The 13,494-nt window shown below is 62.7% G+C and carries 13 protein-coding genes; 8 read left to right on the top strand and 5 right to left on the bottom strand.

The features are described 5' to 3' along the window. Window positions 1-7 precede the first annotated feature (7 nt). Entirely contained in the window at window positions 8-1,438 is a 1,431-nt protein-coding gene (locus tag J4D52_RS02055) for a PLP-dependent aminotransferase family protein (RefSeq protein ID WP_025807021.1), read from the bottom strand. A gap of 180 nt (window positions 1,439-1,618) precedes the next feature. Here J4D52_RS02055 and J4D52_RS02050 point away from each other — a divergent pair, with 180 nt between their 5' ends. Beyond that, the gene (locus tag J4D52_RS02050; protein WP_025807022.1) at window positions 1,619-1,864 is read left to right on the top strand and encodes a DUF1127 domain-containing protein; all 246 of its coding nucleotides are present in this window, start codon (window positions 1,619-1,621) and stop codon (window positions 1,862-1,864) included. 108 nt (window positions 1,865-1,972) lie between these two features. Here the strand turns inward: J4D52_RS02050 and J4D52_RS02045 are convergent, their stop codons facing one another. Beyond that, entirely contained in the window at window positions 1,973-3,286 is a 1,314-nt protein-coding gene (locus J4D52_RS02045; RefSeq protein WP_102676141.1) for an FAD-binding oxidoreductase, read from the bottom strand. Between the two features lie 148 nt (window positions 3,287-3,434). On the opposite strand from J4D52_RS02045, the gene J4D52_RS02040 reads away from it, so the two are divergent. Next, window positions 3,435-3,788, top strand: coding sequence for a YkgJ family cysteine cluster protein (locus tag J4D52_RS02040; protein WP_009051553.1), 354 nt, complete (start codon window positions 3,435-3,437; stop codon window positions 3,786-3,788). 123 nt (window positions 3,789-3,911) lie between these two features. On the opposite strand, the gene J4D52_RS02035 is transcribed toward J4D52_RS02040, so the two are convergent. Continuing rightward, window positions 3,912-4,400 (bottom strand): Lrp/AsnC ligand binding domain-containing protein, encoded by a 489-nt coding sequence (locus J4D52_RS02035; RefSeq protein WP_007932443.1) that lies wholly within the window; start codon window positions 4,398-4,400, stop codon window positions 3,912-3,914. A 156-nt stretch (window positions 4,401-4,556) separates the two neighbouring features. On the opposite strand from J4D52_RS02035, the gene dadA reads away from it, so the two are divergent. The 6 genes from dadA (at window position 4,557) to J4D52_RS02005 (ending at window position 10,685) form a co-directional block, all read left to right on the top strand. After that, complete coding sequence (dadA, locus tag J4D52_RS02030; protein WP_063433644.1) at window positions 4,557-5,858, top strand: D-amino acid dehydrogenase; 1,302 nt, start codon at window positions 4,557-4,559, stop codon at window positions 5,856-5,858. Then, window positions 5,830-6,183, top strand: a complete 354-nt coding sequence (locus J4D52_RS02025; RefSeq protein ID WP_025807025.1) for a RidA family protein — start codon at window positions 5,830-5,832, stop codon at window positions 6,181-6,183. Before dadA ends, J4D52_RS02025 begins: the two co-directional genes overlap by 29 nt. A 91-nt stretch (window positions 6,184-6,274) precedes the next feature. After that, window positions 6,275-7,351, top strand: coding sequence for an alanine racemase (gene alr, locus J4D52_RS02020; protein WP_102676142.1), 1,077 nt, complete (start codon window positions 6,275-6,277; stop codon window positions 7,349-7,351). 128 nt (window positions 7,352-7,479) lie between these two features. Continuing rightward, the gene (locus J4D52_RS02015; protein ID WP_007932420.1) at window positions 7,480-8,028 is read left to right on the top strand and encodes a cupin domain-containing protein; all 549 of its coding nucleotides are present in this window, start codon (window positions 7,480-7,482) and stop codon (window positions 8,026-8,028) included. A gap of 183 nt (window positions 8,029-8,211) precedes the next feature. Continuing rightward, complete coding sequence (locus J4D52_RS02010) at window positions 8,212-8,625, top strand: cytochrome c5 family protein (RefSeq protein WP_063433388.1); 414 nt, start codon at window positions 8,212-8,214, stop codon at window positions 8,623-8,625. Window positions 8,626-8,759: 134 nt separating this feature from the next. Further along, window positions 8,760-10,685: an acetyl-CoA hydrolase/transferase C-terminal domain-containing protein gene (locus tag J4D52_RS02005; protein ID WP_102676143.1), complete on the top strand. Its 1,926-nt coding sequence runs from the start codon at window positions 8,760-8,762 to the stop codon at window positions 10,683-10,685. 113 nt (window positions 10,686-10,798) lie between these two features. On the opposite strand, the gene J4D52_RS02000 is transcribed toward J4D52_RS02005, so the two are convergent. Beyond that, window positions 10,799-11,368: a xanthine phosphoribosyltransferase gene (locus J4D52_RS02000; RefSeq protein ID WP_025807028.1), complete on the bottom strand. Its 570-nt coding sequence runs from the start codon at window positions 11,366-11,368 to the stop codon at window positions 10,799-10,801. A gap of 87 nt (window positions 11,369-11,455) precedes the next feature. Next, a complete protein-coding gene (gene rep, locus J4D52_RS01995) occupies window positions 11,456-13,465 on the bottom strand; it encodes a DNA helicase Rep (protein WP_025807029.1) in 2,010 nt (669 codons plus the stop codon). Window positions 13,466-13,494 lie beyond the last annotated feature (29 nt).

Raw genomic sequence — 13,494 nt, 5'->3', positions numbered from 1 at the left:
GAAAAGGTCAGTCCGTTGCGCGCTCTTCAGCCAGCAGCTTGATGGCCGCGGCCCCCACTTTGCGCACGGCTTCCTCGATCTGCGGGGTTGGCTTGGCAGCGTAGTTCATCCGCAGGCAATTGCGGTACTTGCCCGAGGCCGAAAAGATGCTGCCCACCGCAATCTGCACGCCCTGGCCGAGCAGCGCACGGTTCAGGCGCAGGGTATCGAAGCCTTCCGGCAGTTCGACCCACAGCATGAACCCGCCCTGCGGCCGGCTGGCGCGGGTGCCAGTAGGGAAGTAGCGGCTGACCCAGTCGATCATCAGGTCGCGGTTGCGCTGGTACTGGGTGCGCATGCGCCGCAGGTGCGGCTCGAAATTGCCGCTCTTGAGGAACTCGGCGATGGCGATCTGCGGTTGCGGCGCGGTGGAACCGGTGCTGATGTATTTCATGTGCAACACCCGTTCCAGGTAGCGCCCGGGGGCGACCCAGCCGATACGCAGCCCCGGCGCCAGGGTCTTGGAGAAGGAGCTGCACAGCAATACCCGGCCATCGTCGTCGAACGACTTGATGGTCCGCGGGCGCGGGTAGGTGTAGGACAGCTCGCCATACACATCGTCTTCGATGATCGCCACGTCGAAGCGCTGGGCCAGGGTCAGCAGGGCCCGTTTGCGCGACTCCGGCATGATATAGCCCAGCGGATTGTTGCAGTTGGGGGTCAACTGTATGGCCTTGATCGGCCATTGCTCCAGGGCCAGTTCCAGGGCATCGAGGCTGATGCCGGTGAGCGGGTCGGTGGGGATTTCCAGGGCCTTCATGCCCAGGCCCTTGAGGGTCTGCATGGCGCCGTGGAAGCTCGGCGAGTCGACGGCGACGATATCCCCGGGCTCGCAGGTGGCACGGATGCTGGTGGACAGGGCTTCATGGCAGCCGGTGGTGATCACCAGGTCGTTGGCGCCGAGCTGGCAGCCGGAATCGAGCATCAGCCGCGCCAGCTGTTCACGCAGTTCGTGCACGCCGTAGATGGTGTCGTAATACAGACCGGGCATGTCCTGGCGCCGGCTGATGCGGGCCAGCCCGCGCAGCAGGGGCTTGAGGGTCGGGCTGGTGACGTCGGGCATGCCGCGGCCCAGCTGGACGATGTCCTTGCGCGGCACGCTGCGGATCAGTTCCAGCACCTGGTCCCACTGCGAAATCTCCACCGGCCGCTGCGCCGGGCGACCCACTGCGGGCAATGCCGGCAGCTCGCGGCTGACCGGCACGAAGTAACCGGACTTGGGCTTGGGGGTCGCCAGGCCACTGTCCTCCAGCACCCGATAGGCCTGCTGCACGGTACTCAGGCTGACCCCGTGTTCGACACTCAAGGCCCGTACCGACGGCAGCCGGTCGCCGGGGCGATAGAAGCCTTGTTCGATACGTGTGCCCAGCAGTTCGGCGAGATTGACATACAGGGTCATGGCGCAGCCTCGGGGTGATTTAATCGGGTAACCAGTACAGATGGCGCAAAATTACAGGATTCAGCCCGGATAGGGGAAATTCTGTATGGAGATAATAGCGACACTTTGAATCTGTAATGGTTTTTGGCTCCCGCGCATGATGTCTGCTCATAGCGACCCAAGTAAACAGGAGCAGCAAAAATGAACGGCTTGAGCGATGTGCGTCTGTCGTTACACAGTCAGGAACTGGCGGCTGGGCAGGAGCGGGCAGCAGGGGCGACGTCCGTCCACAATGCGCCGTCCGGCCTCGGTCTCTGGGGCCTGTACTGGCATCGACTGCGTACACGCAAGGCGCTGCTTGAGCTGACCCCCGAACAGTTGCGCGATATCGGCCTGAGTCGCGAACAGGCGCGGCAGGAAGGGCTCAAGCCGTTCTGGCGGCTGTAGCCGCTGGCGCAGCCTGCGATCGGTTGCGCAGCAATCGCAAAAAGGCCGCATCCGATTTCACTGGATGCGGCCTTTTTCATGCCTGCCATGTGGCGGCTACAGGCACCTTCAGACCAGTTCTTTCAACCGATGCCAGAGCATCCCCAACGCCAGCAGGGGTGAGCGCAGGTGCTTGCCGCCCGGGAAGGTGATGTGCGGGACCTGGGCGAACAGATCGAAACCGCCGCTCTGCTGGCCACTGATGGCTTCGGCCAGCAGCTTGCCAGCCAGGTGCGTGGCATTCACGCCGTGGCCCGAATAGGCCTGGGCGTAATACACATTGGGCTGGTCCTTGAGCCGGCCGATCTGCGGCAGGCGGTTGGCGCCGATGCCGATCATGCCGCCCCATTGATAGTCGATCTTCACGGCCGCCAGCTGCGGGAACACCTGCAGCATCTTCGGCCGCATATAAGCAGCAATGTCCTGCGGGTCGCGGCCGGAATAATGGCAGGCGCCGCCGAACAGCAAGCGGCGGTCGGCCGAAAGGCGGTAGTAGTCCAGGGCCACCCGCTGGTCGCAGACCGCCATGTTCTGTGGCAACAGGGCATGGGCCAGCTCTTCGCTCAAGGGCTCGGTGGCGATGATGTAGCTGCCGGCTGGCAGCACCTTGCCACCCAGTTGCGGGTTGAGATCGTTGAGGTAGGCGTTGCACCCCAGCACCAGGCTGTTGGCGCGCACCGATCCCTGGGCGGTATGGACTTTGACCTGCGGCCCGTAATCGATACGGGTCACGGCCGAGTGTTCGAACAGGCGCACACCCAGTTGCTGCGCCACCGCGGCTTCGCCCAGGGCCAGGTTCAGCGGGTGCAGGTGCCCCGAGCCCATGTCGATCAGGCCGCCGACGTAACGGTCGGAACCCACCACGCTGTGCATCTCATGGGCTTGCAGCAGGCGGGTTTCATAGCGATAGCCCAGGTCGCGCAGCTCTTGGGCATCTTCGGCGAAACCTTCGAGGTCGCGCGGTTTGTTGGCCAGGTCGCAATAACCCCAGGTCAGGTCGCAAGGGATCTGGAAGCGTTCGATGCGCTGGCGGACGATTTCCACCGCTTCCAGGCCCATCAGCTTCATCTGGCGTACGCCGTCTTCGCCGATTATTGGGGCGAACTGCTCGAGGCCGTGACCCACCCCGCGAATCAGTTGCCCGCCGTTGCGCCCACTGGCGCCCCAGCCGATCTTGCGCGCTTCCAGCAGAATGACGCTGAGCCCGCGCTCGGCCAGCTCGATCGCGGTGTTGAGCCCGGAGAAGCCGCCGCCGACCACGCAGACATCCGCCACCTGCTCGCCGGTCAGCGCCGGATAATCGGGCTGGGGCAGGCTGCTGGCGGCGTAGTAGGAGGCGGGGTGCGAATGGCCTGGCCCCGACGGCTGAACACGGGTGCTCATGTGGATCATCCTGATTCGTGTGTTTGGAAAATTTGACGGAGCATAAGCCGGACCTTTCCGGCACGGCAACATTGGTCGGCCAGTGCTGTCTGGAACAGGGCTTTTAGGGCAAAATCGCCGCCTCTCCATACTCCCGGTAAGCGCTTCGATGAGCTGCAACAGCCAGAAAGTCCGCATGCTCCGACAGCAGATCCCCTCGTTCGAGTGCGTGCCCGGCTGTCATGACTGCTGCGGTCCGGTCACTACCTCGACCGAAGAGATGTCGCGCCTGCCGCGCAAGACCCGGGCCGAGCAGGACGCGGCGATGGAAGAGCTGAACTGTGTGCACCTGGGGCCCAACGGCTGCACGGTGTATGACGAGCGACCGCTGATCTGTCGCCTGTTCGGGACCACGCCGAGCCTGCCATGCCCCAATGGCCGGCGCCCGGTGGAGCTGATCCACCCGCGGGTGGAGAAGCAGATCCATGAATACATGGCGAGCACCCGGCAGGTGCTGGTCTGATCCAAAGCCATCGCGGGCAAGCCTCGCTTCTTCAGGTTGCACAGGTCCCGTAGGAGCGGCCGGTCGACGCTCGATTGCCCGCGAAGCGATTATCCTGACAACACTGGTCCTGGCCCGTTGCAATCAATCCGGAATCGGCAGGCTCAGGCTCTCTTTCACCTCTTCCATCACGATATAGCTCTTGGATTCGCGCACGTGGGGCAGCTTGAGCAGGATGTCGCCCAGCAGTTTGCGGTACGAGGCCATTTCGGAAATCCGCGCCTTCACCAGATAGTCGAAGTCCCCCGACACCAGGTGGCATTCCAGTACGTGCGGCAGTTTCAGCACCGCGCGCCGGAACTCTTCGAAAGTGTCGCCGGACTTGTAGTCCAGGCTGATTTCGACGAACACCAGCAAGCTACCCTTGAGGTGTTGCGGGTTGAGGCGGGCGTTGTAGCCCATGATGATGCCTTCACGCTCCAGGCGGCGGACCCGCTCGGTGCACGGCGTGGTCGACAGCCCGACCTTTTCCCCCAGCTCGGTAAAGGAGATGCGCCCATCGGCCTGCAGGATGCGCAGGATATTGCGATCGATCTTGTCTAGCTCGCGCTTTGTCTGATGGTTGGTACGCATAGGGGATGCGCCTCCGTGAAAAGGGTTTTTGCCGAGAATTCTCGCCAAATATAGGCGTTTATATAGTGAAAAGCACTGGCCGTTGCTTTTTATACTGCGCGCATCTTCGCTCTGAATAACAAACGTCAGCGGTTATCCGCGATGAGGGATATGAAAATGCGCGTTCTGGTCTTGGGTAGCGGCGTGATCGGTACCACCAGTGCCTACTATCTGGCCCGTGCCGGTTTCGAAGTGACGGTTGTCGACCGTCAGCCGGCCGTTGCCATGGAAACCAGCTTCGCCAACGCCGGCCAGGTTTCGCCGGGTTATGCCTCACCCTGGGCTGCGCCGGGCGTGCCGCTCAAGGCCATCAAGTGGCTGCTGCAGCGCCACGCACCGCTGGCGATCAAGGCCACCGCCGACATCGATCAATACCTGTGGATGGCGCAGATGCTGCGCAACTGCACCGCTGCCCGCTACGCGGTGAACAAGGAACGCATGGTCCGCCTGTCCGAGTACAGCCGCGACTGCCTCGACGAACTGCGCTTGGAAACCGGCATCGCCTACGAAGGCCGCAGCCTGGGGACCACCCAGCTGTTCCGCACCCAGGCGCAACTGGATGGCGCGGCCAAGGATATCGCCGTGCTCAAGGAGTCCGGCGTGCCTTTCGAGCTGCTGGACCGCGAAGGCATCGCCCGCGTCGAGCCGGCCCTGGCCAGCGTCACCGACATCCTGGCCGGCGCCCTGCGCCTGCCGAACGACCAGACCGGCGACTGCCAGATGTTCACCACGCGCCTGGCGCAAATGTGCACCAAGCTGGGTGTGGAATTCCGCTTCGACCAGGACATCCAGCGCCTGGACTTCGCCGGCGACCGCATCAACGGCGTCTGGATCGACGGCAAGCTGGAAACCGCCGACCGCTACGTGCTGGCCCTCGGCAGCTACTCGCCGCAACTGCTCAAGCCGCTGGGCATCAAGGCTCCGGTGTATCCGCTCAAGGGTTACTCGCTGACCGTGCCGATCACCAACCCGGCCATGGCCCCGACTTCGACCATCCTCGACGAAACCTACAAGGTGGCGATCACCCGCTTCGACAACCGCATTCGTGTTGGCGGCATGGCTGAAATCGCCGGTTTTGACCTCTCGCTGAACCCACGCCGGCGGGAAACGCTGGAGATGATCGTCAACGATCTTTATCCTCAGGGCGGTGATCTGTCCCAGGCCAGTTTCTGGACCGGCCTGCGTCCTACCACCCCGGACGGCACGCCGATCGTCGGCGCCACGCCCATGCGCAACCTGTTCTTGAACACGGGGCATGGCACGCTTGGCTGGACCATGGCCTGTGGTTCCGGTCGTTTGCTGGCTGACCTGATGGCGAAGAAAAAGCCGCAGATCAGCGCCGAAGGTCTCGATATTTCTCGTTACGGTAATCCTCAGGAGCCTGCAAAACATGTCAATCCAGCGCCAGCTCACCAATGAGCGCATGAGCCAGATCGTCGTTCACAACGGTACCGTGTATCTGGCCGGGCAAGTCGGCGACGACATGAACGCCGGGATTGAGCAGCAGACCCGTGAAACCCTCGCCAACATCGAGCGTTTGCTGGATCTGGCCGGTACCGACAAGTCGCGCCTGCTGTCGGTGACTATCTACCTGAAGGATATCGATGCGCACTTTGCCGGGATGAACAGCGTATGGGACCAGTGGATGCCAAAAGGCGTCGCGCCAGCTCGCGCAACCGTCGAAGCCAAGCTCTGCGAGCCAGAAATCCTGGTCGAGCTGTCCGTCGTGGCCGCTCTGCCCTAAGCAAGATCCCTCTCCCGGCGCTACCGATAGTCAAGGCTGTCGGCCGGCGCCGGTTTTTTCTTCCCACATGACCGCCTAGAAGTCTGCCGCCATGCGTCCTGCCCGTGCCCTGATCGATCTTCAAGCCCTGCGTCACAACTACCAACTGGCCCGCGAAGCGTCGCCGGGCGCCCGTGCGCTCGCGGTGATCAAGGCCGATGCCTATGGCCATGGCGCGGTGCGCTGCGCCCAGGCGCTGGAAGCCGAGGCCGATGGCTTTGCCGTGGCTTGCATCGAAGAGGCCCTGGAGCTGCGGGCGGCGGGGATTCGCGCGCCGATATTGCTGCTCGAAGGTTTTTTCGAGGCCGACGAACTGGACCTGATCGTCGAGCATGATTTCTGGTGCGTGGTGCATTCGTTGTGGCAGCTGGAAGTCATCGAGCAAGCCAGCGTCGCCAAGCCACTGACGGTATGGCTCAAGCTGGATTCGGGCATGCACCGCGTCGGCCTGCATCCCAAGGATTACCAGCCGGCCTATCAGCGGCTGCTGGCCAGCGGCAAGGTGGCGAAGATCGTGCTGATGAGCCACTTCGCCCGCGCCGACGAGCTCAGCTGCAGCCGCAGCGACGAGCAGGTCGCGGTGTTCGAGGCGGCGCGCCAGGGCTTGTCCGCCGAGATCAGCCTGCGCAACTCGCCGGCCGTGCTCGGCTGGCCGAACATTCCCAGTGACTGGGTGCGCCCCGGCATCATGCTGTATGGCTCGACCCCGTTCGAAGAGCCGCATCCGCTGGCCGCGCGCCTGCAACCGGTGATGACCCTGGAGTCGAAGGTGATCTGCGTGCGCGAACTGCCGGCCGGCGAGCCGGTGGGGTATGGCGCCAAATTCGTCACGCCGCGGCCGATGCGTATCGGCGTGGTGGCCATGGGGTACGCCGACGGTTATCCGCGGCATGCGCCGACCGGTGCGCCGGTGCTGGTGGCGGGGCAGCGTACCCAGCTGCTCGGACGGGTATCCATGGACATGTTGTGCATCGACCTGACCGACGTGCCAGAGGCCGGGCTGGGTTCTACCGTCGAGCTGTGGGGCAAGAACATCCTCGCCAGCGAGCTGGCGGCCGCCGCCGATACCATCCCTTACCAGCTGTTCTGCAACCTGCGCCGGGTGCCACGCGTCTATTCCGGGGGCTGAGCAGCGCGGCGCACTGCCGAAAGTCGCCTTGCCTCCTGGGATTGGGGACCAAGTGTTGTAAATACTGAACGCTATCGCCATGATAACGCTCAACTAGAACAACGCCTGATCCCTAGGAGGCTGCCGCATTGGACGTCGGTGAACGACTGCAATCCATCCGTAAACTCAAAGGCCTTTCCCAGCGTGAACTCGCCAAGCGCGCGGGCGTCACCAACAGCACCATTTCGATGATCGAGAAGAACAGCGTCAGCCCCTCGATCAGTTCGCTGAGAAAGGTTCTTGGCGGTATTCCCATGTCGATGGTCGAGTTTTTCTCGGAAGAAATCCTCCAGGAAAAACCCACCCAGATCGTCTACAAAGCCAACGAGTTGATCGATATTTCCGATGGCGCGGTGACCATGAAACTGGTGGGCCGGGCGCATCCGAGCCGGGCGATCGCTTTTCTCAACGAGATCTATCCGCCGGGCGCCGATACCGGTGAAGAGATGCTCACCCACGAAGGCGAGGAAACCGGGATTCTCGTGGAAGGGCGCCTGGAACTGGTGGTGGGCCTTGAGACATTCGTGCTCGAAGCCGGTGACAGCTACTATTTCGAAAGCACCAAGCCACACCGTTTCCGTAATCCTTTCGATGCACCCGCGCGACTAATCAGCGCAGCCACGCCCGCGAACTTCTAATAGAAGAGGCGTCCTGCAAGGATTGCAGCGGTGCCCGAAGCAGCATTTCGCCTCTCTCTAATCCCCCTTTGAATCTAGGGTTGTTTCAGAGTGGCGGGCTAACCGCTATACTTGCGCCCGCCCGCGAAACCGTGGCCGTGGGCGTGACTAGCCACCATTGAGGGTGTACGCGTGAACCTAATTATGAAAATGCTGGCTGCACCAGCAACCGTATTGGCCCTCTGGGCTGTCAGCGCTCAAGCTGCGACCAACGACGACATTGCCAAGCGCCTCGAGCCGGTTGGCCAGGTCTGCGTCCAAGGTCAGGAATGCAAGGGCATGGAAGTCGCTGTTGCCGCCGGTGGCGGTGGTGCGAAGACTCCAGACGAAGTGATTGCCAAGCATTGCAATGCTTGCCACGGCTCCGGCCTGCTGGGTGCGCCGAAAATCGGCGACGCCGCTGCCTGGAAAGAGCGCGCGGATCACCAGGGCGGTCTCGACGGTCTGCTGGCCAAGGCCATCACTGGCTTGAACGCCATGCCGCCTAAAGGCACCTGCGCCGACTGCTCCGATGACGAGCTCAAAGGCGCCATCCAGAAGATGTCCGGTTTGAAATAAGCCCGCATCTTCCGCAAAAAAGCCGCTTACGAGCGGCTTTTTTCATGCCTGCGATTCGGCCGGGACTGTTCATTGCAGCAAAGACCCGGCAAGCTCGGTCCAACCTCAATTCATGGAAGGTTCTGGAGGATCGGATGGTGCAGTCATGTTCTATCGAGCTGGCGGTCGATGAGGTCCTGGCACGCTTGCCGGCGCATATTCACATGGGCATGCCCCTGGGGCTGGGCAAACCCAACCGCTTTGCCAATGCCCTGTATCGTCGGGTCGCGCAGTTGCCCGAGCGCCAGTTGACCATTTACACCGCCCTGAGCCTGGGCCGCCCACCGTTGGGCGATGGCCTGCAACGGCGCTTCCTCGAACCCTTTATCGAACAGGTCTTCGGCGACTACCCCGAGCTGGAGTTCCTCGCCGACCTGCACCGCAACCAGGTGCCGGCCAATATCCATATCGAACAGTTCTTCATGCAGCCCGGCAGCCTGCTCAACAGCGCGACGGCGCAGCAGGATTACGTCTGCAGCAACTACAGTCACGCTGCGCGCGACATCAATGCCGCCGGCCTGAACCTGGTCGCCCAACTGGTGGCCCGGGACCCGCAACAGGCCGACCGCCTGAGCCTGAGCTGCAACCCGGACATCACCCTCGACCTGCTGCCGATGATCGCCGAACGGCGCGCCGCCGGTGAAACCATCCTGCTGCTGGGCCAGGTGCATCGCGACTTGCCCTACATGCCGGGCGACGCCGAGCTCGATGCCGCCACCTTCGACCTGCTGATCGACGAAGAGGAGGGCAGCACGCTGTTTTCCACGCCGAACATGCCGGTGGGGTTCCAGGATCACTTTATCGGCCTGCACGCCAGCACCCTGGTGCGCGATGGCGGGACCCTGCAGATCGGCATCGGCTCCATGGGCGATGCGCTGACAGCTGCATTGCTGGCGCGCCAGGCGGACAACGACGGCTATCGGGCGCTGCTGGCGGACCTGGAAATCCAGTGCTGGAAGCCGCTGATCGAGCGCGAAGGCGGGGTGGAGCCTTTTGCCAAGGGCCTTTATGGCTGCAGCGAGATGTTCGTCAACGGCCTGCTGGCCCTGGCCGATGCCGGCATCGTACGGCGCAAGGTCTATCCCTCGGTGGCCCTGCAGCAGCAGGCCAACGCCGGGACGCTGGATGAAGGCCAGGCGCTGGGCGGGGTCTCGGTGCATGGCGGCTTTTTCCTCGGGCCGCGCAGCTTCTACCAGCGTCTCAGGGACCTGCCCAAGAGCAAGCTCGGCGAGTTCAACATGACCGCCATCAGCTACATCAACGAGCTGTACGGCCACGAAGAACTCAAGCGCCTGCAGCGCCTGGATGCGCGCTTTATCAACAGCTCGATCATGGTCACCCTGCTGGGCGCCGGGGTGGCGGATCAGCTGGAAGACGGCCGGGTGCTCAGTGGCGTCGGCGGGCAATACAACTTTGTCGCCCAGGGCCATGCGCTGCGAGGCGCGCGCTCGATCCTGATCCTGCGCAGCTGGCGCGAGTCCGCGGGCCTGGTCAGTTCCAACATTGTCTGGGAGTACGGCCACTGCACCATCCCGCGACACCTGCGGGACATCGTGGTCACCGAGTACGGCATCGCCGATCTGCGCGGCAAGACCGATGCGAAGGTGATCGAAGCGCTGCTCAATATCAGCGACTCGCGGTTCCAGCCGGGCCTGATCGAACAGGCGCAGAAGGCCGGCAAGCTGCCCAAGGATTTCCGCCTCGATCCGCGTTTCACCGACAACCACCCGCAACGCCTGCTGGCGATCCAGGCGCAGCATCGGCATCTGTTCCCGGAATATCCGTTGGGCAGCGACTTCAGTGCAGAGGAGCGGGATTTGCTGCGGGCGCTGAACTGGCTGAAGAGCAAGTTCAAGCTCAGCGAGATTCTCGAATTGGGCAAGGCGGCGCTGGACGCTCCGCCGCCCGCGGCTTTCCCGGCGCATCTGCAGCGGATGCAGTTGGTGAAACCCGATGGCTGGCGCGAGGACATATATCAGCGCCTGCTGTTGGCGGCGTTGCGGGAGACGGCGCAGCTATAGGCAGACGCCTGGCGGCGTCATCGCGAGCAAGCTTCGCTCCTACAGGAACCCGTAGTCCCTGTAGGCGCAGCCGGCCGCCGCTCGATTGCTCGCGATGAACAGGCAAAGCCTCTTTAGATAAAGGTCACCACGCCACCGGCCAGGGACTTGACCCGGGCCAGGGATTCCACGCGATAGCCTTGCGCGTCCAGTTCGGCGCGGCCGCCCTGGAACGACTTCTCGATCACGATGCCCAGGCCGGCCACGGTGGCGCCCGCCTGCTTGATGATCGAGATCAGCGCCTGGGACGCCTTACCGTTGGCCAGGAAGTCATCGATGATCAGCACGCGGTCGCTGCTGGTCAGGTGACGCGGGGAAATCGCCACGGTGCTTTCGGTCTGCTTGGTGAACGAATACACGGTCGCCGACAGCAGGTTCTCGGTCAGGGTCAGGGACTGGTGCTTGCGCGCGAAGATCACCGGAACGCCCAGGTTCAGGCCGGTCATGATCGCCGGGGCGATGCCCGAGGCTTCGATGGTGACGATCTTGGTGATGCCCGAATCCTTGAACAGCGTGGCGAATTCGTCGCCGATCAGCTTCATCAAGGCCGGGTCGATCTGGTGGTTCAGAAAGGCGTCGACTTTCAGGACCTGGTCGGAAAGCACGATGCCTTCTTCGCGAATTTTCTTGTGCAGTGCTTCCATGAAGCTTTCCTCTTTTGACGCCTTGGGCGCCTGAGCTCTGATAAAAGGTGTTCGGTTAAAAATGCTGCGGTTAAAAAGTGTTCGATTCTAGCGCTTTAACATCGCCCGTATATCCGCCAGCGCGTTATTGCCGCGAACGGCTTTGACTTCGGTCGGGGTGTCGTCGTTGCCTTCCCACGCCAGGTCGTCCGGCGGCAATTCGTCGAGGAAGCGGCTGGGGGCGCAGTCGATGACTTCACCGTACTGCTTGCGCTTGGCGGCGAAGGTGAAAGCCAGGGTCTGGCGCGCGCGGGTGATGCCCACGTAGGCCAGGCGGCGTTCTTCCTCGATGGTATCGGCTTCGATACTGGAGCGGTGGGGGAGGATTTCCTCCTCCATGCCCATGATGAACACATAAGGGAATTCCAGGCCCTTGGACGCATGCAGGGTCATCATCTGCACGCCTTCGGCGCCGTCTTCCTCTTCCTGCTGACGTTCCAGCATGTCGCGCAACACCAGCTTGCCGATGGCGTCTTCGACGGTCATTTCGCCGTCTTCGTCTTTTTCCAGGGTGTTCTTCAGCGCCTCGATCAGGAACCACACGTTACCCATGCGGTAGTCGGCGGCCTTGTCGCTGGAGCTGTTGGTGCGCAGCCAGTTCTCGTAGTCGATGTCCATGACCATGCTGCGCAGGGCAGAGATCGGGTCTTCGCCGGCGCACTGCTCGCGCACCTTGTCCATGAAGCGCTTGAAGCGCGCCAGGCGGTCGGTGAAGCGGCTGTCCAGGTGCTCGCCCAGGCCAATTTCGTCGGTGGCGGCGTACATCGAGATCTTGCGTTCGGTGGCGTAGTTGCCGAGTTTTTCCAGGGTGGTGGAGCCGATTTCCCGGCGCGGCACGTTGATCACCCGCAGGAAGGCGTTGTCGTCGTCCGGGTTCACGATCAGGCGGAAGTAGGCCATCAGGTCCTTCACTTCCTGGCGCCCGAAGAAGCTGTTGCCGCCGGACAGGCGATAGGGAATCTGGTGATGCTGCAGCTTCAGCTCGATCAGCTTGGCCTGGTAGTTGCCGCGATAGAGGATCGCGAAATCGCTGTAGGGCCGGTCGGTGCGCAGGTGCAGGCTGAGGATTTCCATGGCCACCCGCTCGGCCTCGGCGTCCTCGTTGCGGCAGCGGATCACACGGATCTCGTCGCCATGGCCCATCTCGCTCCACAGCTGTTTCTCGAACTCGTGGGGGTTGTTGGAGATCAGCACGTTGGCGCAGCGCAGGATGCGGCTGGTGGAGCGGTAGTTCTGCTCGAGCATCACCACCTTCAAGGACGGGTAGTCCTCCTTGAGCAGCATCAGGTTTTCCGGGCGGGCGCCGCGCCAGGCGTAGATTGACTGGTCGTCGTCGCCCACCACGGTGAACTGGTTGCGCTTGCCGATGAGCATTTTCACCAGCAGGTACTGGCTGGCGTTGGTGTCCTGGTATTCGTCCACCAGCAGGTAGCGCACCTTGTTCTGCCACTTCTCCAGGATGTCGGCGTGTTCCTCGAACAGCTTCACCGGCAGCAGGATCAGGTCGTCGAAGTCCACCGCGTTGAACGCCTTGAGCGTGCGCTGGTAGTGGGTGTAGACGATGGCCGCGGTCTGTTCCTTGGGGTTGCGCGAGTTTTCCAGGGCCTGGGCCGGCAGGATCAGGTCGTTCTTCCAGGCACCGATCATGTTCTTGATCTCGTCGACGCCGTCGTCGCCCGAGTATTCCTTTTGCATGATGTCGGTCATCAGGGCCTTGACGTCGGTCTCGTCGAAGATCGAGAAGCCCGGCTTGTAGCCCAGCCGCACATGCTCCTTGCGGATGATGTTCAGCCCCAGGTTGTGGAAGGTCGACACGGTCAGGCCGCGGCCCTCGCCACTGCGCAGCAGGGTGCCGACCCGTTCCTTCATCTCCCGCGCGGCCTTGTTGGTGAAGGTCATGGCGACGATGTACTGCGCGCGAATGCCGCAGTTCTGGATCAGGTGGGCGATCTTGCGCGTGATTACACTGGTCTTGCCGGAGCCAGCACCGGCGAGCACCAAAAGAGGGCCGCCGACGTAGTTCACGGCTTCTTGCTGCCGGGGATTGAGTCGGGACATGACGAAAAAAGGGGTCTGTAACGAAATGG

The sequence above is a fragment of the Pseudomonas sp. GW460-12-10-14-TSB1 genome (genome assembly GCF_017349775.1).
GTDB classification, from domain to species: Bacteria; Pseudomonadota; Gammaproteobacteria; order Pseudomonadales; family Pseudomonadaceae; genus Aquipseudomonas; species Aquipseudomonas piscium.
The sequence above is the reverse complement of the archived record's forward strand: the minus strand, read 5'-3'. Positions and strand labels throughout refer to the sequence as shown.